This is a genomic window from Streptomyces sp. NPDC028991 (assembly GCF_055564775.1).
This window is the reverse complement of the sequence record NZ_JBVHVP010000001.1, coordinates 333,020-353,567: the sequence shown is the minus strand read 5'-3', so window position 1 is coordinate 353,567 and position 20,548 is coordinate 333,020. Positions and strand designations below refer to the sequence as shown.

The window sequence follows — 20,548 nt, the reverse complement described above, 5'->3', positions numbered from 1 at the left end:
CGGTCCGTGTGCCGTCAGGGTTGGGTCTTCCTGCGGAGGACCAGCAGGACCGCGCCGCCGATCACGACCAGGCCGATGGCCGCGCCGCCGATCAGGGGTGTCACACCGGAGCTGCCGGTTTCGGCGAGGTTGGGGTCCGGAGTGGGGGTGGGGGTGATGACCGTGGTGGGGACCGGTTCGCCGAGGGGGCGGGTGTTGTCGGCCAGTGCGGCGCTTCGGGTACGGCAGTCGAGGACGCCGGAGAAACGCTGTTCGAAGCCGGCCGGGCCGCGGACGGTGAAGTCGTAGGCGCGGTCCTCCGGCAGCGGGACCGTCACCGTCCGGGTCTCACCGGCCGCGATGGTGTACTCGTTGTCCAGGAGTTCGAAGGTGAAGGGTTCGTCGCCCTTGTTGAGCGCGGTGATGTCCAGAGCGCCCTCGGCGCAGTTCTTCCTCGCGGACAGGGCGGGTATCGCCCCCTGGTCGGCCCAGGTGGCGGTCGCCGTCGCCGCGACCGTGGACTCGCTGGAGCCGGCCAGGATCTGGGTCTGGCTGCGGCTCTCGGAGGCGAAGGCGCGGCCGACCGGGACGGTGGTCGAGGCCTGGACCGTCAGGTCGGCGGTGCCGGCCGGGGCGTCCTCGGGCACGTCGAAGAAGACCTGGGTGCCGTTGGTGACGGAGGTGACGGGCTCGCCCTTCTTGTCGACGATCCGCACCCCGCCCGCTGTGGCGTCAACCGGGGGCGTCACCGTCGCCCCGCCGGCGTTGGTGCGTACCGTCACCGGGCCGAGCCGCTCACCGGGGTGCCCCGAGACCGCGGGCGGGTCCAGGGTGAGTGACGCCGCGGGCTCGGCGAGGTCGCGGGCGTTCTTCTCCAGGTAGTCGGCGAGCCGCTCGGCCTGGGGGTCGACGGCGTCGACGTCGGTGTCGTCCGAGTAGCGCCAGATGGCGACCTGCGTGCCTGCCGCCGCGTCCTGCTCGGTGAGCCCACCGCGGACGCCCGCCTTCTTCGCGAGCGCGGCGAGATCGTTGACCTGGGGGTAGGAGTTCTGCAGGATCCAGCGGATGCGGCCGGCGTCCTTGTTGGTGCCCAGCGACGTGCCGCTCCACGGGGTCTCGTGGTACTTGGCGTCCTTCTGCGTCGGGTTCTGGATGTCGACGCAGTACGTCTGCAGCATGCCGCCGCCCTCGACGGACATCTCGAAGAGGCCGGCCGGCACCTCCTGGTCGCCGCCCTTCCCGTGGATGACCGCGACGCCGTGCGTCTTGAGGCCTCCTATGGTGGCCGTCGCCCCGCCCTGGCCCTGCGCCCCCGCGTTCTGGGCGGCGGCTGCCGGGCCGGCACCGGACACCACACCCGCGGCGGCGAGCACGGACACCAGTGCCGCGGTGGCGATGCGCGCCGTCCCTCGGCCGGGCAGAGACAACGCGGTGAGCGAAGAAAACACCAAATTCCCCTTCGAGCAGGACCCGTTGGCGTGGGGGGCACGGTCCCACCAGCAGAATCAGCAGCCCCACTGGGCTCGTTCGGCATCCTAAGGACCTGACACACCGTGTCTGCCGGTGATGTCCGTCCACGCGGTGATCCGACTCGGAATCGTTATCGCCGACAGGGTCGGTGAGCAGGGCTTATCGACAAATCCACCCGGGACGAGGCGGGGCGCATTCGCCGATAAGCCGTACCTCGGTCAGTCCCGGCGGGCCGTCGGCGTCATGCCACCGCGGCGGCGGGTTCCGGCCGCTGTCCGCTGGAGTCCGCTTCGCCCGACTCCCCGGCCGGTGTCTCCCAGTTGGGCTCCTGCTGCGGTGGGGAGGCCGCCGTGTCCGCCCTGCCGGCGCGCCGGAACGCCGCCGTGCCGCGCGCGAGGTCGTGACCGATCGCCACCGCGTCGATGTCCGCCGACGTCCGGTTCTGCCCCTCGCGCACGTCCGTGCGCACCTTCAACCGGCCCTGGACGATGACGGGTTCGCCCACCGCCAAGGACGCCGAAGCGTTGGCGGCGAGCTGCCGGTTGGCCCAGACCGTGAAGAAGTTGGTGTGGCCGTCCGTCCACGCGCCCTTCTCGCGGTCCCAGTAGCGCGCGGTGACCGCCAGCCGGAACCGTGCCGACGGTCCGTTCGCCAGGTCCCGGAACACCGGCTGCGTGGCCACGTTGCCCACGGCGCAGATCATCGTCTCGTTCATCGCGAGTCCTCCCTCCCGTACGGGCGCGTCCCGTACGGCTGCGTCTGGCGCGGTCGGCGTCGCGTTCCCGTACGTCGCCGCTGCCGCTGCCGTGGCGATCACGTCCGTCGCGATCGCCGCGAGGCCAGACTGCCTCCGTCGAGGCCGGACCACTTCGGGCTGTGGACCGTCCTCCCGCCTGTGGAAAACTCCGTCACCCGTCGGGGAGGCCCCCGCCCCGGCTCCCGGCTCCCGGCTCCTGGCTCCCGGCTTCCGGCTTCCGGCTTCCGGCTTCCGGCTTCCGGCTTCCGGGCGGCAACGATCCTCACGGCCCGGTCCGTCGGCCCTCCCGGCCCTGCCTCGCCGCGGCCCCGGCCGTCTACCTGGCCGCGGCACCCGCCCCCGTGACCCGCCCGTACTGCTCCCGCACCTCCCGGTACCGCAGCAGTTCCGCCGCCAGCGGGTCCAGCACCCTGGCCCGGCCGCACCCGGCGGCCGCCTCCCGCAGCAGGCGTTCCGCCTCGTGGCCGTAGCGCCGTGCCGGTCCGCGTGCCGCGATGCGGCAGCTCCACTCGATGAGGGGACCGCCGATGATGCCGGCCAGCATCAGCAGCACCGGCACGCCCAGGTTGGGCGGCAGGAAGCCGATGATCTGGCCCAGCAACCACAGGCCTCCCACCACCTGCAGCAGGGTCATGGCCGCCTGGGCCAGTACGGCCACCGGCCACCAGCCCGGCCGCGGCGGGCGCCCCGGCGGCAGCCCCGTGCGCACCGCCAGCTCGTCGAGGGCCTCGGGCAGCCCCTGGGCGCCGCGGACGGCCGCCTCGCGCATCGCCTGCGCCCAGGGTGCCGGCAGCCCGGCCGACGCCCGGTCGGACACCGTACGCACGGCCTGCTCGACGCGCTGACGGGCCGTGGCCTCCTCGTCCGCCTGGGCGCGCAGCGAGAGCCGGCCCGTGGGGGGTTCGCGCCGGTCGTGGTACCAGCGCCACAGCCGCAGCCAGGGCGTGCCGCAGGCGCGGTTGGCGTTGCGCAGCCAGGCGCGTTCGGCCGCCTCGCCCGCCGCGGTGGCACCCACCGCGTCCGCGAGCCGGTCCGCGAACTCGTCCCTGGCCTCCTCGCTGAGCCCGGTCCGCCGCCCGGTGACGTAGACGGGACGCAGGCGCCAGGCGGCGGCGTCCACGTCGGCCGCGATGCGGCGCGCCGGGGCCTGCCGCTCGGCGACGAACTGGCCGAGAACCTCGCGCAGTTCGCCGATGCCGTCCCCAGTCAGCGCGGACAGGGCCAGCACGGTGGCGCCGGGTTCGCCGTGCTCCCCCAGCGCGATGCCGTCCTCGTCGAGCAGGCGTCGCAGGTCGTCGAGGACCTGCTCGGCGGCCTCCCCGGGCAGCCGGTCGACCTGGTTGAGGACGACGAAGGTGACCTCCGCGTGGCCCGCCATCGGCCGCAGATAGCGTTCGTGGAGCACCGCGTCGGCGTACTTCTCGGGGTCGACGACCCAGATGACGGCGTCGACGAGTGCCAGGATGCGGTCCACCTGCTCGCGGTGCTGCACGGCCGCCGAGTCGTGGTCTGGCAGATCGATCAGGACCAGCCCGCGCAGCGGCGACTCGGCGTCCGGGTGCTGCAGTGGGCGGCGGCGCAGCCGGCCGGGGATGCCGAGGCGGTCCAGGAGGCTGGCCGCGCCGTCGCTCCAACTGCACGCGATGGGCGCCGCGGTGGTCGGCCTGCGGACGCCGGTCTCGGAGATCGTCACCCCGGCGAGCGTGTTGAACAGCTGGGACTTGCCGCTGCCGGTGGCACCCGCGATGGCGACGACGGTGTGCTGCCCCGAGAGCCTGCGCCGCGCGGCGGCCTCGTCCAGGACCCGGCCCGCCTCGGCCAGCGTGCCGGTGTCGAGCCGGGTGCGGGACAGGCCCACCAGTTCGCGCAGCGCGTCAAGCCGTGACCTGAGCTGCCCGTCGTACGCCAGAGGCATCAGGGCCGAGGGCCTGGCGGGCCTGCTCTGCACGACGGAGAAGTGCTCCGCCCCGCTGTTCTCGTCCACCCGCCGCGCGATCAGCCCGTCCCCCCAGGCGCCCTCCTCCTCGCCTCGAGGCCCGGACGAGCCGCCGGCCATGTCCTCCGTACGCTCTCCGGCTTCCGTACGCTCCTCGCGCTCGCGGTCGCGGTCGCGGTCGCGGTCCCAGTTCCCGTCCCGGTTCCGGCGGTCTCGGTCTCGGTCCCGGCCGTCTCGGTCCCGGCCGTCTCGGTCCCGGTTACCGTCTCGGTCTGACTCCCGCTTTCGGTCTCGGGCTGACTCCTGGTTTCGCTCTCGGTCTGACTCCCGGTTTCGGTCAGGGCCCGTACGGCGGGACGCACCGCCGTCCTGCACGCGCGCGTGGGAACCGCCCGCGCGTGCGCTCTCGTCGTTCTCGGCGTCCTGTTCCGGGCCCCGTCCGTCCCCGGAACCCGTCCGGCCCGTCCGGCCCGTCCGGCCCGCCCGTTCTGCCTGGTCTGCCTGGCCTGCCTGGTCTGCCTCCTCCGTCGTCTGGTCGGTGTGCTCGGTGGGGTCCTGGTCAGTGACGGCGGTCACCGGTCACCTCTCCTTCTGCAGTACGGACAGCGCGGCGATGAGTTCGGCCTGCGGCTCGGGATGGACCTCCAGCCCGTCGAGCGGCGCCAGCCGGCGTTCACGCTCGATGTGCAGGACCCGGTCCACGTGTTCGTCGAGCAGACGCCCGCCCCGGTCGCGCAGCCGCAGCGCGCCGTGGGCGCCGATCCGCTCGGCGAGCCGCTCCCCGGCGACGCGCGCCCGCCGCCCGCCCAGCAGGACGGTGGCGACCAGGGCGGCGATCACCCCCGGGTCCGGTGCCAGGCTCCGGTCGAGCTCGCGCACCTCCTCCTCGGCGTACTCCTCCAGCTCCCGCCGCCATCGCCGTACGGCCATCCCGATGCGGTGCTCGGCACTTTCCGGTGCCGGGTCGCGGTTGGCCAGTTCCGGGGCGGCGCCCGCCGGTTCACGCTGCCAGACCTCGTCGACGCGTTCGTCGGCGGCGGTGACGGCGCAGAGCAGCAGGGCGCTCAGGCTCTCCACCAGCGAGTCGAGGAGTTCCTCGGGGGAGCAGTCGAGGGGGAAGGACCGCCACCGCTTCAGCGCGTCCCCGGCGAGCACGGCGCCCGCCTGCAACCGCCCCCGTACGCGTGCGTGCTCGCCGTCGTACGCACCGTCGACGGCGGCGGTGAGGCGCAGCGCGGCGGCGTACTGCGCGGCGGCGGCGCCGGCCAGTTCGGGCATCCGGGACTTGAGGGAGTCCAGGATGCCGTGCGCCGTACGGGCCATGGCGTGGTGGCGGGCCTCGAGGTCCTGTGCCCGGTGGACGAGCCAGGCCCGCAGCGGCGCCACCGCGCTGGCCGGCAGCAGCCCGCCGCCCCAGGCCGACTCGGGCAGCTCGGGCACGGTGAAGCGGGGCACCTCGCCGAGCCCGGCCTTGGTGAGCAGCGCCCCGTACTGCCGCGACACTTCGGACACCACCTGGTGGGGCACCCGGTCGAGCACGGTGACCAGGGTGGCGTCGTACTCCTTGGCGGTGCGCAGCAGATGCCAGGGCACGGCGTCGGCGTACCGGGCGGCCGTGGTGACCATCACCCAGATGTCGGCGGCGCAGATCAGCTCGGCGGCCAGGACGCGGTTGTCGGCGATGAGGGAGTCGATGTCGGGCGCGTCCAGGAGGGCGATGCCGGGCGGCAGGGTGTCGGCGGTCTCGACGCGCAGTACGCGCGCGGGGTTCTCGCCGGGCAGGAGCAGGTCGTCGTCCGGTTCGCGGTGGGGTACCCACACGCGCGTGAGGTCGGGCAGCACCCGCATGCCGCTGAACCAGTGGTGGTCCTCCGGATGACACACCAGCACCGGTGTCCGGGTCGTGGGGCGCAGCACCCCCGCCTCGCTGACCCGGCGCCCTACCAGGGAGTTCACCAGCGTGGACTTACCGGCGCCGGTGGATCCGCCCACCACGGCCAGCAAGGGCGCTTCGGGCTCCTTCAACCGGGGCACCAAGTAGTCGTCGAGTTGTGCGAGCAGTTCGTCGCGGTTGGCACGCGCGCGTGGGGCCCCCGCCAGGGGCAGCGGGAAGCGTGCGGCCGCGACACGGTCGCGCAGGGCGGAGAGTGCGTCGAGCAACTGAGGCCGTACGTCCAAGGTCACCACATGTGAAGAATGCCCAATTTTAGGGGAATTCTGAAGCATATGAGCATGCCTGCGCGCCGACCGGACACTTCGGGCGGAAGGGATTACTGGGACGCAACGAGACTCCAGGCATAACGAGTGCACAACACCCGATGCGCGAGACGCCAAAAGCGATGCACGATTCGTACCTGCCTGCGATTATCAGGACCGCTTCACCGAACCTCCACATCGAGCCACGGAGGCGAAGCATCAGGGACATGGAGCCGGGAGCCCTATCCTTGTCCCCGGCAGCGTCACGGATCAGCCCACACCCGGGCACCACGACCGAGGCCACCACACCAGGCCCCCGTAGCTCAGTGGATAGAGCAGGCGCCTTCTAAGCGCTTGGCCGCAGGTTCGAGTCCTGCCGGGGGCGCCACTGCCCGTTTGGCGGGAGGGACAGTACGACGTGCGACTGCGCTGCGCGGTGCTCGACGACTACCAGCAGGTGGCGACCGAGATCGCCGACTGGTCCCCGGTCGCGGACGATGTGGATGTCTTGCCCTTCGACACCCATTTCGACGACGAGGACTCCCTCGCCGCGGCGCTCGCCGACGTCGACATCGTGGTCACGCTGCGCGAACGCGTACCCTTCCCCGGGTCACTGATCGCCCGGCTGCCCCGGCTGAAACTGATCATCGCCTCCGGTATGCGCAACAGCGTCATCGACTACGCCGCCGCGGACGCGCACGGCGTCACCGTGTGCGGCACGGCCTCCTCCTCGGCCCCGCCGGTCGAGCTCACCTGGGCCCTGCTGCTGGGCCTGGCCCGCGGCATCGTCCAGGAGGCCAACGCGCTGCGCGAGGGCGGCCCCTGGCAGCAGACTGTGGGCGCCGACCTGCACGGCCGCAGGCTCGGGCTGCTGGGCCTGGGCAAGATCGGCAGCCGGGTGGCCCAGGTCGGTCTCGCCTTCGGCATGCGGGTGAGCGCGTGGAGCCGGAACCTCACCCCGGAGCGCGCCGCCGAGGTCGGCGTCGATCTCGCCGGCTCCAAGGAGGAGCTGCTCGCGACGGCCGACTTCGTCTCCGTCCATCTGGCCCTCGGCGACCGGACCCGCGGCCTGCTCGGGCCCGCCGAACTGGCCCTGCTCAAGCCGACCGCCTACCTGGTCAACACCTCGCGCTCGGCGATCATCGATCAGGACGCCCTGCTCACCGCGCTGCGCGAGGGCCGCATCGCCGGCGCGGGCGTGGACGTCTTCGACACCGAGCCGCTGCCCGCAGGACACCCGATGCGGACCGCCCCACGCCTGCTCGCGACACCGCACCTCGGCTACGTCTCGCGCGCCAACTACGCCACGTACTACGGCCAGGCGGTCGAGGCGATCCAGGCCTACCTCGCGGGCTCGCCCGTACGCCGCCTGCCCGCATCCCCGGCTCCGGCTCCGGCTCCGGGGGCGAAGCCGGGGTCGGGCCCGGCTCCGGCTCCGGCTCCGGCTCCGGCTTCAGGTGGTCATGCGATTCCGACCCGGGCGGACTCCGCCGGGCGCCAGTAGGTTCCGCCGCTCCGGCGCAGGTGGTCCAGGTCCACCAGGTAGCGCCGGAGCGTGACATGGTCGACGTCGCCGTCCTCGCACCACGCCCGGAGCTTCTCGTCGACGACGCGCTCCGGGTACTCCACGCCGGGTGCGAAGGTCCGCTCGGCGATGTGCCGCAGCACCACCTTCTTGCGAGTCCAGCGCGCGGGGAGACGGACCAGCCGCCCGTCCTTGACGAAGGTCCGCACGATCATCCCGGCCGCCCGGTCGTCCTCACCCGCCCCAGGGTCCCCGGCGGTCTCCGCCGCCGGCCGGCCTGCGCGCGCCAAGTTCCTGAAGTGGTCATGCACGACGACGAGTTCACCGTCGGCCCCGGACGTCACCACACCCTGCTCCCGCAGTCGGCGCAGCGCGGCGGCCGTCTCCTTCGAGGACAGGTCGGCCGCCTCCGCCACCCGCTCGGCGCTGCCCGCCCCCAGGGCGACGGCCGCGAAGGCCCGCACCCGGCCCTCCTCGGCGAACAGGCCGGGCAGCGCGGACAGTGCGGACTGCGCGGAAGGGTCCGGCGCGTCGGTGAACCGGTGGGGTCGATCATCAGCCATGCCTGGAGGCTAGTGGACACTCCAGCGCGCGGTGGAGAGGTTTTCCGCCGCCGGCGCCCTCGCGTCGCCCCTGTCCAAAAAGGGTGATCTACACATTCCCCCCGTGACCCCTCCGCGACCTGCTGCGTTGGACCGGCAGTGCGGTGGCACGTCCCGCTGCCGTGCTCCCCGAGTCAGAAGGAGAACGTGATGTCTCGCATCGCGAAGGCCGCCGGCGTCGCACTCGGCGCCGGTGCCGTGGTGCTCAGCGGCACCGGCCTGGCCATGGCGGACGCAGGCGCCGAGGGCGCGGCCGTCGGCTCGCCCGGTGTCCTGTCCGGCAACGTCGTCCAGGTCCCGGTCCACGTGCCGATCAACCTGTGCGGCAACACCGTCAACGTGATCGGCCTGCTCAACCCGGCCTTCGGCAACGCCTGCGAAAACGGCGACGACGACAAGAAGGACGAGGGCGACAAGCACGGCGAGGACGGCAAGAACGGCGGCTACGGCGGCTGAGTCCCGTAGGCACCAGGAGAGCCCCGGCCTTCCCGGCCGGGGCTCTCCGGCTCTCCCCATGTCCGCGCCGTCGGCGCCCAGGCCAGGCCAGGCCAGGCCAGACCAGACCGCCCAGCGTCTACCGCTCAGAGCCGACCACCCACGGCCCGGCCGCTCGGGCCCGGCCGCTCAGGCGTAGCGGTAGATACGGCTGTGGTCCTCCAGCTCGTCCGGCGTCACGTCCCACGGCGGCAGCCTCTCGTGCCGTGCGACGATCCTGCCGCGCTGCGCGCTGCCCCGGCCGGGCGGCTCGGCGGGCAGGTAGCGGGCGCCACCGTGCCGGGCCTGCCAGCGGGACCACTGGAGGTCGACGAAGGCGTGGTGCAGCCAGAACACCGGGTCGTTGACGGACGCGCCGCCGACCATGGCACCGCCGACCCAGCGGTGCACGCGGTTGTGGTTGCGCCAGGAGACGCTGCCCCGGCCGGTCCCCCACCCCTCGAGCTTGTTGCGGAACCCCTCGCGGACCGTGGAGTCCCAGGGCGCGGTGTCGTACACCGGGTCGTCGAGGGCCCACTCCAGGTCGCTCTTGGTGGGCAGCTTGATGGGGTCGCCGGCCCGGCCGAGGTCCCGGGTGAGGTACTCGGTGTCGGTGACGTTCTCCTTGATGGTCCAGTTGCCCTCCGCGTGGGCGAAGGGCCCGGTGGTGACCCGGTGGTCGGAGCGCCGCCCGGTGCCGCCGAGGAGGTCGGCGCTCCAGGGCGCGGAGGTGGTGGCCCGGTCCTTCGTCCAGTCCCAGTACGGCACGGTGACCGACGGGTCGACCCGGCGCAGCGCGTCCTCCAGGTCCAGCAGGAACCGGCGGTGCCAGGGCAGGAAGGACGGTGCCATGTGCGCCGTACGCAGGCCGTCCTCGCCGTCGGAGACGTAGTACTCGATGTGGGTGCGCACGAACTCGTCGTACTCGCCGCGCCGTTTGATCTCCAGTAGCGCCTTGACGAACCGCCGCTTCTCGTTGCGGGTCAGCGTGCTGACGTCCTTACGCGTGTACGCCATGCCGCCCCCCGGAATGGTCCTGGCCGGCGGCCGCGGCCATGTCGCGCAGGTGCTCGCCCGGGCCGAGTTCGTCGACGGCACCGCGGGCCGCGGCGAGGGGGGTGGGGTACGACCGGTAGTGGTCGATCATGGTCAGCCAGCTGCCGTCGGCCCGGCGCATCAGGTGCAGCGGCCGGCCGTCCACCGTGACGTGCCAGGTGCCGGCACCGACGGCCCGGCCCGCGGCGGACCGGATGCCGCGGATGCGGCGGCCCCGGTAGGTCTCGTCGAACGCGGTGTTCTCGGTCTTCTCGTCGGCGTGCGGCTCGGGGCGCGCGGGCCCCGCCCCACGCCCGGTGGCGGCGGCCCCGGCGGCCGGGGAGGGCCGGGAAGCGGCGACCAGGGGTGCCAGCGTCACGGCCAGGGCCGGGGCGAGCAGCCCTCTCATCATCTGCCGCCGGGTGCCGAGCGGGGGCCCGACTCTCGCCGGGCCCGCCGCCTCCTGTTCCCGCTCCCGCTCCCGCTCCGCGCCGCTCGCTGCTCCGCCCGCGTTGCCGACCATGGCTCGCTCCTCGTCCGGTTCCGGTGGTCCGCACCGCTAACCGGCCGACGGGCTCCGCGGTCACCGCGCGCAGGGCCAGTCGGAGCACGGGCCGTACCCGCGCGGCGAGGCGCGCGGTGCGGGCTACAGCCCCGGTCCGACGCCCAGGTCCGCCACGGGTGCTGTCTGGACCACCGGGGCAAGCAGCCCGGCCTGCGGGAGCTTGGCCGCCGGCAGGCCGAGGGCCTCGGGGTTCGGCGTGGTGAGCGGGGCGTCCAGGGTCAGACCGGGCGCCAGGGTCCGCAGCTCGGCGGCGGGGGCGTCGAGGGCGGCGTGGTCGAAGTCGTCACCGAGGATGTGCGGCAGCGGCTGGCGCAGATCGGCGCCGGGCAGCCCGCCGTGCACCGGCAACTGCGGAAGCGTCCGCTCCGGCAGCAGCCGGCCCTCGACGTACCGCGGGCCCTCGGGCGCGCCGGCCGTCGGCACGGGCAGTTCGCCGGCCACCTCGGGCAGTTCCATGCCGAGGGCCGTCTCCGCGCCGCCCAGCGGTACCGGCACGGGGATCGCGCCGGCCGCGGCGGCGGGGCTCGCGGCTACGCCCACGGCTGCCGCGACCCCGGTGACGACGGCGGCCAGGGTTCGTCTGGTGGTCGACTTCATTTCAGGCACGGTCCCTTTCGAGAATGCGAGAAGAACGGCGAAAAGCGGGGCGGAATGACTCAGCCGCCCAGCGGGAGGCCACCGAGCAGGCCACCCGCGGAGTTCAGGTCGGTGGTCGCGCCCTTCACGGTGTGCAGCACGGAGTCCTCGTTCTCGGTGTCGAGCGCGTCCGACTGGTGCTTGAGCGGCATCACGTTGATGGGTTCGGCGGTGAGCGCGTTCACGGCGCCGTTGAGGCTGGTGGGCGTGATGTCGGCGGCGTCGTAGGCGAACGCGGGCGCGGCGGTGCCGGCGGCGGCCAGGGACCCGGCGACGACAGCGGCGGCCTTGAGGGACTTCATCGTGTTTCCTTTCTTCGGCAACTCGTGTCACCGGACGAAATGCTGACGCCGTACCTAACGATCTGCACCGGGCACGGAAACCCCACGTCCGGAAGACATATGAGATCTCCGGAAGGCGGAATGAAAAGAGAGGGGGAGAAGCGAGGGGAAGCGGGGGGAAGCGGGGGGAAGGGAGGCGGAGCGTGGGGGCTGGCGAGGGGAAGCGAGGGCCAATGGCGAAGGGCCGTTGCGCCACCCCGGCAGGGATGGCGCAACGGCCCGGAACGCGAACGCCGTGGCGTCAGGAGAGATTCGCCGGCAGCGGGTTCGCCGGTACCGCGGCCTCCGGCGCGGCGACCTCCGGCGTGGCGGCCTCCGGCGCGGCGACCTCCGGCGTGGCGGCCTCCGGTGCGGCCGGCAGTGCGGGCAGGCCGGCCAGGTCGGCGGCGGGCAGTCCGCTGCCTACCAGCGTGGCGGCGACGACGTTGACGACGCCGGTCACCACGTCCTCGGCGGCCGGGCCCACCTGATCGGCGGTTCCGGAGGTAGTGGCCTTGATCAGGGCGTCGATCTGCTTCTGCAGAGCGGCGTGGGCCTGGGCGGCCAGGTTGGCCGCCGCCGCGGCGTCGTCACTGCCCTGCGCCGCGACGGGAGCCGGCAGCGTGACCGGCGTCTCGGCCTCCGGCGCGGTCACGACCGGCGGCTGGGCCGGGGTGCTCGTGCCGGGGGTGGTGGTGCCGGGGGTGGTCGTCGCGGCGTCGGCGTCCGCGTCGGCCTTGGCGAGGGCGTCCTTGACGGCGGCGGCGAGCTTGTCCGCGTCCGTTGCGGAGAGCTGGCCGTCGTCCGCCTTGAGGACGGCGTTGAGCAGGTCGGTGACCGGCGTGAGCACTCCTCCCAGGCCGGCGAGGCTGCCGACCTGGCTCTGCAGTTCGGCCACGTCGGGCAGGGGTGCGTGGGACGCCGCGTGGGTGCGTTCCCGGACCGATTCGCCATCGGCCGCCATCACCGCCGGCCCGGAGAGGCCGATCAGTAGGCCGGCAGTGAGAGCGGTGGTGGCGATTCGCCGTGCGGGCAGACGCATGGGGGTTCCTTTCGGTGGTGCGTCGGATCTTGTGCCCACCGTGGAAGCGGCCGTCGCGCTCTGCAACCGAGCGGCGACCACACGTACTCGCTCGCCGCTCTCCTCTGTGGCGTCCTGCCTGGTGAGACGCCCTGTCAAGGCCTTCCGCCCGTGTCGGCTCCCGTACCCCCCATTCGGGGCAGCACACCGCCGTCCGTGCGGCAATGCGAACCGGCCGCCCGCGCGCGGAGGGACCGCGGCACGGACGGCCGGTGCGTGGGTTTCGAGCCGACGATCAGTCGTTCTCGCACTCGTTGCCGAACGCCGGGTTCAGCAGGCCGATGATGTCGACGGTGTTGCCGCAGACGTTGACCGGGATGTGGACCGGAACCTGCAGCACGTTGCCGGACAGGACACCCGGGGAGTGAGCGGCGGCGGCCTGCGCACCGGCGTCGGCAGCGGCGACACCGGCGGTGCCCGCCACCGCGGCGGCGGCGACGGAGGTCAGGGCCAGGCCCTTCGCGATACGCGACATGGAGAAGTGCTCCTTGGGGTTGACACAAACATCCGGGCGGGTGCCCGGCGCAGTGTCAACGCGTGGCACGCGCGTGAGTTGTGCCGCCAAAGGGGTGATCTCACGGGAGGCCGAGGTTCACGAATCCAACACACTTGCCCTGTTTCACCGTATTAGTACGGATAGCGGCTAGAGTTCCACTCCATCCGACGCATCCCTGTTTGCAGCCCTGCGGGACATCGGCCGAGGGCACTCTGCGAGAACTCCGAACGTGGTGGTGACCAGCAGGCCTGCCAGCTCGTTTCCCAGCAGGACGCGGCGCGCGCCGGCGTACGCCGCGTCGCGGCCGACGCCCTGCGGTGAGACGCGTTCCCGCCCCGTCCTGAGCATTGTCCGCGAGCGAGGAAACGCGCATGCACCTGCCACCGATCGACTCCCGGCCACGGATTCTGCACGTCACCCAGCCGGTGGACGGCGGCGTCGCCCGCGTCGTGACCGACCTGACGCGGGCTCAGCTCGCCGCCGGGCTGCGTGTCGTGGTCGCGTGTCCCGACGGGAGCCTCGCGGCCGGCCTTCGGTCACTGGGTGCCGATGTGCGGCACTGGCCGGCGACGCGGTCGCCGGGGGCGGCGCTGGCGGCGGAGGTCCGGCGGCTCGCCCGCGTGATCGCGGACGTACGCCCCGACCTGGTGCACGCGCACAGCGCGAAGGCCGGTCTCGCGGCCCGGCTCGCCGTACGAGGGCGGATCCCGACCGTGTTCCAGCCGCACGCCTGGTCGTTCGAGGCGGTAGGCGGGCCCACCTCGGCGCTCGCGCTCGGCTGGGAGCGGTGGGGGGCGCGGTGGGCGGCGCGGACGGTGTGCGTGAGCGAGGCGGAGCGGCTGCGCGGAGTGCGGGCCGGGGTCCGCGGACGGTGGACGGTGATCCCGAACGGCATCGACCTCGACCGCTTCCACGCCGGAGCCGTTGACGGCGTTGACGGCGTGGACGGCATGGACGGCATGGACGGCCTGCGCGGTGCGGAGGGAGCGGAGGACGCGGCCGGCGTGCGCGGTGCGGAAGACGCGTACGGCGCGGACGGCGGGGACGGCGCGGACGGCGTGTGCAGCGGGGAGGACGCGGCCGGCGTGTACGGCCCACACGGCACGCGCCCACACGGCACGCGCCCGCATGGCCCGCTGGTGGTCTGTGTGGGGCGGTTGTGCCGGCAAAAGGGGCAGGACGTCCTGCTGACCGCGTGGCGGTCGGTCCTCGCGCGGGTCCCGGGAGCCCGGCTGGCACTGGTCGGCAACGGCCCGGACCACGCGCGGCTCGTCGAACGCGCCTCGGCGTACGGATTCCTCGGCCACGTACCGCCCGCCCCGGCACGGCGGACCGGCGGCCCCGGCCCGGCATCCGGACCCCACGGCCACCCCGTCCCCGGTGAACGCACCTCCGTGTCCGTGCGGTTCACCGGCGCCGTTGCCGACGTGACGCCCTGGTACCGGGCCGCCGATCTGGTCGTGCTGCCGTCGCGGTGGGAGGGCATGGCGCTGGCGCCGCTGGAGGCGCTGGCCTGCGGGCGGCCCGTGGTGGTGACCGACGTGGACGGCGCCCGCGAGGGCCTGCCGTCCGCTCTCGTGCCGCACTGCCTGGTGCCGCCCGAGGACCCGGGGGCGTTGGCCGACGCCGTCGCCGGACTGCTGCTCGACGCTCCGCTGCGGGCGTCGCTCGGCCGCCGGGGGCGCGCGCACGTCCTGTCCACGCACGACGTACGGCACACGGCCGCGGCGATCGCGGCGGTGTACGACGAGCTCCTCGACGACGACGGCGGCGGCGGCGGACGGACGACCGGGCCGCGCTCCGCCGCCGACGACGGCCCGGCCACCGCGGATCCGCACCGGGGGCACGCGAGACCGCCGGCCGCTCCCCACCGCCTACCCGGCGAGAGGCCCGCAGTCGTGGGGCGGCCGGCCGTCGTGCCCATCGAGTACAGGGAGTCCACGCACCCGTGACCGCGGAAAGCACCGTCCCCACCCCCGCCGGCCAGCCGCGCGACCTCGGCTCCACCTTCCCCGTCTCGGTCCTGCCGCGGCGGGCCGGCGCCGCGGGCTTCCGGGTCCCCGCCGGGCGTTCCGCACCGCGGCCGGAGTCCCGGCTGCCGCTGTTCGTCGCGGACGGCACGGCCGCGGCGCTGCCGGGGGCGCTGGCCCTCACCGGCGCCCCGCACCAACCGCTGCTCGCGGCGCTGCTGGTCGCCGCCTCGCTGCTGCCGTCGCGTCCGCACCCTCCCCGGCGGCTGCCGGCCGTCCTGGACGAGCTGCCCGCCCTCTGCGGCCGGATCGCGGTGGTCTGGCTGGCGCTGGCGGCCCTCGTCGCGGCGTACGTCCCGGCGCACGCCCTGTCCCCCCGGACGCTGCTCCTCGGCTCCCTGCTGCACGCGGCGGCGGGCTGCGCCGGCCGGGGCGTCGTATACCGGCGGCACCGTACCGCGCTGCTGAACCGCCCGCGCGCGGCCCTCGTCGTCGGCCCGGCCGCGACCGCGCAGCGCGTGGCCTCGGCGGTGCTGCGCCACCCGCGCTGCGGGGTGCGTCCGGTCGGGATCGTCGCCGACGAACCGGGCGGCGTCACCGGCCTGCCCGTGCTGACCACGGGCGAGGAGGTGCGGCGGGCGGTCGTGCAGAACGGCGTGCGCGACGTACTGGCCGTGCATCCTTCCGTACCGACCCGGCAGGGCCCGTTGCTGCGGGCGCTGGCCGAGTCCGGCTGCGTGCTGTGGGAGGTCGACGCGGACGCCCCCGCGGACGCGGGCCGGGACCGGCTCGCCGGGTTCTCCTGCCGACGCCTGGAACCGGGGGAACGGCGGCCGGGCAGCGCCGGCAAGCGGGTGCTGGACGTGACGGTGTCCGGGGCGCTGTTGCTGCTGCTGAGCCCGTTGCTGCTGGCCTGCGCGATGCTGCTGCGGGTCGTCGGCGGGCCCGGCGTGCTGTTCCGGCAGGAGCGCATCGGCAAGGACGGCAGGCCGTTCACCCTGCTGAAGTTCCGCACCCACCGCCCGGCCGACGAGCACGAGTCGGCGACCCGGTGGAGCGTGGCGGACGAGCGGCGCATGCCGTGGTTCTGCCGCTTCCTGCGCCGCACGTCCCTCGACGAGCTGCTCCAGCTGTGGAACGTCGTCCGGGGCGACATGAGCCTCGTCGGGCCCCGTCCCGAACGACCGTACTTCGTGGCGCAGTTCAGCCGGGCCTACCCCGGTTACGCCGCCCGCCACCGGGTGCCGGCCGGCATCACGGGCCTGGCCCAGATCAACGGGCTGCGCGGCGACACCTCCATCGAGGACCGGGCCCGCTTCGACAACGCCTACATCGACGACTGGTCCCTGTGGCAGGACGTCTGCATCCTGCTGCGCACGGCCGTCGCGCTCGTGCGTCCCACGGGGAGCTGAACGAGGTGGCCCAGACCCTGCCGCCCCCGTGGTCCGCCGCGCGCGTACGGCGGCTGCTGCCGCCCGTGCTGGCCGTGGTCGCGGTCGTCGCGCTGCTCGGCCTGCCGTTCGCGGGGGGCGGCGGGGACGGCGGGGGCGGAGCCCCAGGCGGTGCGCATCCGGCCGACGCCATGTCCGCGCTGGTGGTGCTGTACTGCGCCGTCCGGCTCGTACGGGACCGGCGGCGCCCCCTGACCCGTACGGCGGCCGTGGTGCTGGGCCTGCCCGTGCTCCCACTGGCCGTCGCCGCCATGGGCGCGGTCACGCCGGGGGCCGGGCTCACCGGGCTCGGCCGGTACCTCCAGGTCTTCGTCCTCGTCCCCGCCGCCGTGCTGCTGCTCATCCGCGGCCGGGACGACGTACGGCTGCTCGCCTGGTCGATGGTGGGACTGGCGGTGTGGCAGGGGGCGGTCGGCGTGCACCAGTACGCCACCGGGACCGGCGCCTCGTACCAGGGCGAGCAGATCCGGGCCGTGGGCACCTTCGGACCGCAGGACGTGATGGGGATGGCGACCGTCGTCTCCCTGGGGCTGGTCTGCGCGGTCGGGCTGGCGCTGGGCCGGACGCCGGCGCGGCACCGGCTGCTCGCCACCGGGTGCGCGCTCGCCCTGCTGCTGCCGCTCGCCCTGTCCTTCAGCCGCGGGGCGTGGATCGCCACGGCGGTGACGTGCGCGGTCCAACTGCTGCTCGCCGGGGTGCGCAGGGCGCTGGCGGTGGGGGCGGCCGCGGTCGCGGCGGGGGCGGTGCTGGTGGGCGGGTTCGGGGTCGGTACGGCGATGCTCCAGGAGCGGGTCGGCAGCATCACGCAGGTCACCGACTCGCCCGACCAGTCCGTGACCGACCGCTACACGATGTGGGCGGCGGCGGCCGGCATGTGGCGCGAGCGGCCGCTCACCGGTGTCGGCCTGAAGGGTTTCCCCGAACACCGTGACTCGCACGCCTCGCTGGCGCTGTCCTCGGGCAGCGAGACCGACGGCGCGGGCGCGGGGTACCGCAGGCAGCCGCTGCTGTCCCCGCACAACATGTACCTGCTCGTCCTGGCCGAGCAGGGGCTGCTCGGGCTGCTCGCGCTGGCGGGGAGCTGGCTCGCACTCCTCGTCCTGGGACTGCGCGGGCTCCGGGCGGCCCGGCGCTCCGGGGAGGCGTCCGGGACGGACTGCGCGCTCGTCGCCTGCGGGCTGCTGACGTGGCAACTGACCGACTTCGCGTACGCCGACATCGGCGGACCCTCGACCGTACTGACGGCGGTGTGCTTCGGGCTGGCGGCCTGGTGGGCGCTCGAGGGCGGGGCCCGGTCCGTGTCCGTGCCGGCGTCGGCGTCGGCGTCGGCGTCGGCGTACGGAGGTGACTCCAGGGCGGAGCACGCGTCGGGGCCGGGGCCCAGGCCCGCCCCGGGGACCGGCTCCGCGGCCGGTACGGAGGAGGTACCGGCGCGATGAAGGTGACGCCCTTCCGGGCCGCGCGGTCTCCGTCCGTCCCGCCGGCCCGGATCGCCGCGCCGGACGCGGAGACCGCGCCGGACGCGGAGACCACGGCGGACGCGGAGGCCGCGCCGGACGCGGAGACCGCGCCGGACGCGGAGGCCGCGGCGGCGGGTGAGGGCCGGTCCTCCGGGGGCTTTCTCGCCCGGGCCGCGCTGCTCACGGCCGTGCTGTCGGTCGCGGGGTCGGTGCTCGGGCTGGCCCGGGACCAGGCACTGGCCCGGCTGTTCGGGGCCGGCGGCGAGACGGACGCCTTCCTGGTGGCGTGGACGGTGCCGGAGTTCGCCGCGACGCTGCTGATCGAGGACGGACTGGCCTTCGCGCTGGTCCCGATGTTCAGCCTGGCCCTGGCCCGCCGCGCGCGGGGCGCCCCCGGCGATCCGGTCCGGGCGCTGGTCGCGTCGACCCTGCCCCGGCTGGCGTCGGCCTTCGTCGCGGTCGGTGCACTGGTCGTCGTATGCGCCCCGCAGCTGGTGCGAGCACTGGCGCCGGGGCTGCCGGACCACGCCCTCGCCGTGGACTGCACCCGGCTCACCGCCACCTGCGTCGTCAGCTTCGGGCTGGCCGGGTACTGCAGCGCCGCGCTACGGGCGCACCGCCGGTTCCTGGCGCCGGCGGCGATCTACGTCGCCTACAACACCGGCATCGTCACCACCATGTTCGTGCTCGGCGGACGCTGGGGGGTGCGCTCGGCGGCCGCCGGGGTCGCGGCGGGCGGCACGCTGATGGTGGCGGCGCAGCTGCCGTCCCTGCTGCGGCAGTTGCGGCACCGGGACGGCGTCGAGCAGCCGGCGAGCACCGGGGACCAGACGCGTCCGCTGGCCCTCGCCCTGTTCAGCACCGTGCTGCTCTTCGCCCTGTGCCGCCAGTCCCAGGTCCTCATCGAACGGTTCCTCGCCTCCGGGCTCCCCTCCGGGGCCATCTCCCACCTGAACTACGCGCAGAAGGTGGCCCAGATCCCGATGACCCTGTCGCTGATGCTGTGCACGGTCACCTTCCCGGTGGTGGCCCGCGCGATGGCCGACGGCGACACCGTACGGGCCCGTGACCGCGTCGAACGGGACATGGCGCTGGCGGCCTGCCTGGTACTGCTGGGCACGGCCGCGCTCGTCGCCTGTGCGCCGCAGATGATCGAACTCCTCTTCCAGCGCGGTGCCTTCACGGCCGCCGACACGGCGGCGACCGCGGGCGTCATGCGCGTGTACGCGCTCGGGCTGCTCGGCCACACCGTGGTGGGCGCGCTGGCCCGCTCGTACTTCTCGGCGGGCCGCGCCAGTTGGTACCCGCTCGTCGCGATGGCCGTCGGCATCGCCGCCACGGCCGGCATCGGCGCCCGGGCGGTCGGCCCGTGGGGGGTGACCGGCATCGCGGCCGCCAACGCCGCCGGCATCACCGTCACCGCAGCCCTGCTGCTCGCCGGGATGGGGCCGCGCAGCGTTCCGGTCCGCGTCCGGCGCGTCCTGGGCGACCTGGTCAGGCCGGTGCCGGCGGCGGCCGGGGCGACCGTCGCGGGCGCACTGGTCGCGGACCGGCTCACCGTGCCGGCCGTCTCACTCGCCGCCGGCATGGCGACCGTCGTCGGCGTCTTCGTCCTGTCCGGTCTGGTCCTGCGCGTCCAAGGCAGCGCGCCGGCCCTCGATTTCGTCCGCTCCGTCACACGAAGGCTCCCGCATGGCCGCTTCCGCCCCAGTCCCGTCCCCCGGTCCCGCGACCGGTCCCGCGACCGTTCCCGCTCCCGGCGATTCCATTGACGTCCGCACACACACGGACACCGGCACCGGCACCGGCACCAGTACCGGAACCCGCACCAGCACCAGCACCAGCACCGAAGTTCACACCGGCCCCCGCGCCCCCATCCGCCCCGAAACCGTCCCCTGGATCGCGATGTACCACTCCGTCGGCGACTGTTCCGACGACCCGTACCGCATCACGGTCACGCCGGACCGACTGGACGCGCAGCTCGGCTGGGTGCGGCGGCGCGGGCTGCGCGGGGTGCCGGTCGGCGAGTTGCTGGCCGCCCGGGCCCGGGGCGAGGGCGGCGGCCTGGTGGGGCTGACCTTCGACGACGGGTACGCCGACTTCGCCGAGCACGCGCTGCCGTGCCTGCGCCGTTGGGGCTTCGGGGCCACCCTCTTCGTGCTGCCGGGCCGGCTCGGCGGCGACAACGCGTGGGACCCGCTGGGCCCGCGCAAGCCGCTGCTGACCGCCGACGGCATCCGGCACGCCGCCGCCGAGGGCGTCGAGATCGGCTCGCACGGTCTCACCCACGTGGATCTGACCAAGGCAGACGACGCCGCGCTGAAGGCCGAGACCACCGAAAGCAGAGCACTGCTCTCGGAGTTGATCAGTGCTCCGGTGACCGGGTTCTGCTACCCGTACGGCACGGTCGACGCCCGCGCCGCCGACGCCGTACGCGCCGCCGGCTACACCTACGCCTGCGCCATCGACCCCGGCCCGCTGACCGGCCCGCACGCCCTGCCCCGCGTGCACGTCGGGCAGCGGGACACGGCCGTACGCCTACTGCTGAAGACCCGGCTGCACCGCCTGCGCCGCCGTCCCGCGACGGGAGTGTGA

Annotated in this window: 18 protein-coding genes and 1 tRNA gene; 8 read left to right on the top strand and 11 right to left on the bottom strand. The window is 74.3% G+C overall.

What is annotated here, in order from left to right; genetic code table 11:
* Nucleotides 1-14: 14 nt before the first annotated feature.
* The 4 genes from ACZ4V1_RS01565 to ACZ4V1_RS01550 all read right to left on the bottom strand — a co-directional run bounded on the left by ACZ4V1_RS01565 (nucleotide 15) and on the right by ACZ4V1_RS01550 (nucleotide 6,329).
* Complete coding sequence (locus tag ACZ4V1_RS01565) at nucleotides 15-1,427, bottom strand: Cys-Gln thioester bond-forming surface protein (protein WP_468327976.1); 1,413 nt, start codon at nucleotides 1,425-1,427, stop codon at nucleotides 15-17.
* A gap of 263 nt (nucleotides 1,428-1,690) precedes the next feature.
* A complete protein-coding gene (locus ACZ4V1_RS01560; protein WP_468327974.1) occupies nucleotides 1,691-2,164 on the bottom strand; it encodes a single-stranded DNA-binding protein in 474 nt (157 codons plus the stop codon).
* Between the two features lie 358 nt (nucleotides 2,165-2,522).
* Nucleotides 2,523-4,262 (bottom strand): YfjP family GTPase, encoded by a 1,740-nt coding sequence (locus ACZ4V1_RS01555; RefSeq protein WP_468327972.1) that lies wholly within the window; start codon nucleotides 4,260-4,262, stop codon nucleotides 2,523-2,525.
* Nucleotides 4,263-4,721: 459 nt separating this feature from the next.
* Nucleotides 4,722-6,329: a dynamin family protein gene (locus ACZ4V1_RS01550; protein WP_468327970.1), complete on the bottom strand. Its 1,608-nt coding sequence runs from the start codon at nucleotides 6,327-6,329 to the stop codon at nucleotides 4,722-4,724.
* Between the two features lie 321 nt (nucleotides 6,330-6,650).
* On the opposite strand from ACZ4V1_RS01550, the gene ACZ4V1_RS01545 reads away from it, so the two are divergent.
* Nucleotides 6,651-6,726 (top strand) — tRNA-Arg (locus ACZ4V1_RS01545).
* 30 nt (nucleotides 6,727-6,756) lie between these two features.
* Entirely contained in the window at nucleotides 6,757-7,842 is a 1,086-nt protein-coding gene (locus ACZ4V1_RS01540; protein WP_468327968.1) for a D-2-hydroxyacid dehydrogenase family protein, read from the top strand.
* On the opposite strand, the gene ACZ4V1_RS01535 is transcribed toward ACZ4V1_RS01540, so the two are convergent.
* Nucleotides 7,800-8,426 carry a DUF2087 domain-containing protein gene (locus ACZ4V1_RS01535; RefSeq protein WP_468327966.1) on the bottom strand — a complete coding sequence of 209 codons (627 nt, stop codon included), beginning with the start codon at nucleotides 8,424-8,426 and terminating at the stop codon, nucleotides 7,800-7,802. The two genes, ACZ4V1_RS01540 and ACZ4V1_RS01535, sit on opposite strands and share 43 nt — an antisense overlap.
* A 189-nt stretch (nucleotides 8,427-8,615) precedes the next feature.
* Between ACZ4V1_RS01535 and ACZ4V1_RS01530 the strand changes: the two genes are divergently transcribed.
* Nucleotides 8,616-8,921 (top strand): chaplin, encoded by a 306-nt coding sequence (locus ACZ4V1_RS01530; RefSeq protein WP_468327964.1) that lies wholly within the window; start codon nucleotides 8,616-8,618, stop codon nucleotides 8,919-8,921.
* Between the two features lie 168 nt (nucleotides 8,922-9,089).
* Here ACZ4V1_RS01530 and ACZ4V1_RS01525 read toward each other — a convergent pair whose 3' ends face one another.
* The 6 genes from ACZ4V1_RS01525 to chpG form a co-directional block, all read right to left on the bottom strand.
* A complete protein-coding gene (locus ACZ4V1_RS01525) occupies nucleotides 9,090-9,956 on the bottom strand; it encodes a tyrosinase family protein (RefSeq protein ID WP_468327962.1) in 867 nt (288 codons plus the stop codon).
* A complete protein-coding gene (locus ACZ4V1_RS01520) occupies nucleotides 9,940-10,497 on the bottom strand; it encodes a tyrosinase family oxidase copper chaperone (protein ID WP_468327960.1) in 558 nt (185 codons plus the stop codon). Before ACZ4V1_RS01520 ends, ACZ4V1_RS01525 begins: the two co-directional genes overlap by 17 nt.
* A 123-nt stretch (nucleotides 10,498-10,620) precedes the next feature.
* Nucleotides 10,621-11,136 carry a hypothetical protein gene (locus ACZ4V1_RS01515; RefSeq protein WP_468327958.1) on the bottom strand — a complete coding sequence of 172 codons (516 nt, stop codon included), beginning with the start codon at nucleotides 11,134-11,136 and terminating at the stop codon, nucleotides 10,621-10,623.
* A 59-nt stretch (nucleotides 11,137-11,195) separates the two neighbouring features.
* The gene (locus tag ACZ4V1_RS01510; RefSeq protein ID WP_468327956.1) at nucleotides 11,196-11,477 is read right to left on the bottom strand and encodes a hypothetical protein; all 282 of its coding nucleotides are present in this window, start codon (nucleotides 11,475-11,477) and stop codon (nucleotides 11,196-11,198) included.
* A 280-nt stretch (nucleotides 11,478-11,757) separates the two neighbouring features.
* On the bottom strand, nucleotides 11,758-12,537 hold the full coding sequence (locus tag ACZ4V1_RS01505; RefSeq protein ID WP_468327954.1) for a hypothetical protein: 780 nt from the start codon (nucleotides 12,535-12,537) through the stop codon (nucleotides 11,758-11,760).
* Nucleotides 12,538-12,811: 274 nt separating this feature from the next.
* Nucleotides 12,812-13,051, bottom strand: coding sequence for a chaplin ChpG (chpG, locus tag ACZ4V1_RS01500; protein ID WP_121747058.1), 240 nt, complete (start codon nucleotides 13,049-13,051; stop codon nucleotides 12,812-12,814).
* 392 nt (nucleotides 13,052-13,443) lie between these two features.
* Here chpG and ACZ4V1_RS01495 point away from each other — a divergent pair, with 392 nt between their 5' ends.
* The 5 genes from ACZ4V1_RS01495 to ACZ4V1_RS01475 all read left to right on the top strand — a co-directional run bounded on the left by ACZ4V1_RS01495 (nucleotide 13,444) and on the right by ACZ4V1_RS01475 (nucleotide 20,548).
* Nucleotides 13,444-15,024, top strand: a complete 1,581-nt coding sequence (locus tag ACZ4V1_RS01495; protein WP_468327952.1) for a glycosyltransferase — start codon at nucleotides 13,444-13,446, stop codon at nucleotides 15,022-15,024.
* Nucleotides 15,021-16,454, top strand: a complete 1,434-nt coding sequence (locus tag ACZ4V1_RS01490; RefSeq protein ID WP_468327950.1) for an exopolysaccharide biosynthesis polyprenyl glycosylphosphotransferase — start codon at nucleotides 15,021-15,023, stop codon at nucleotides 16,452-16,454. The genes ACZ4V1_RS01495 and ACZ4V1_RS01490 overlap by 4 nt, the downstream gene beginning before the upstream one ends.
* Nucleotides 16,455-16,459: 5 nt before the next feature.
* Nucleotides 16,460-17,932 (top strand): O-antigen ligase family protein, encoded by a 1,473-nt coding sequence (locus tag ACZ4V1_RS01485; RefSeq protein ID WP_468327948.1) that lies wholly within the window; start codon nucleotides 16,460-16,462, stop codon nucleotides 17,930-17,932.
* Complete coding sequence (gene murJ / locus ACZ4V1_RS01480; RefSeq protein WP_468327946.1) at nucleotides 17,929-19,725, top strand: murein biosynthesis integral membrane protein MurJ; 1,797 nt, start codon at nucleotides 17,929-17,931, stop codon at nucleotides 19,723-19,725. Before ACZ4V1_RS01485 ends, murJ begins: the two co-directional genes overlap by 4 nt.
* 133 nt (nucleotides 19,726-19,858) lie before the next feature.
* Nucleotides 19,859-20,548 (top strand): polysaccharide deacetylase family protein, encoded by a 690-nt coding sequence (locus ACZ4V1_RS01475; RefSeq protein WP_468327944.1) that lies wholly within the window; start codon nucleotides 19,859-19,861, stop codon nucleotides 20,546-20,548.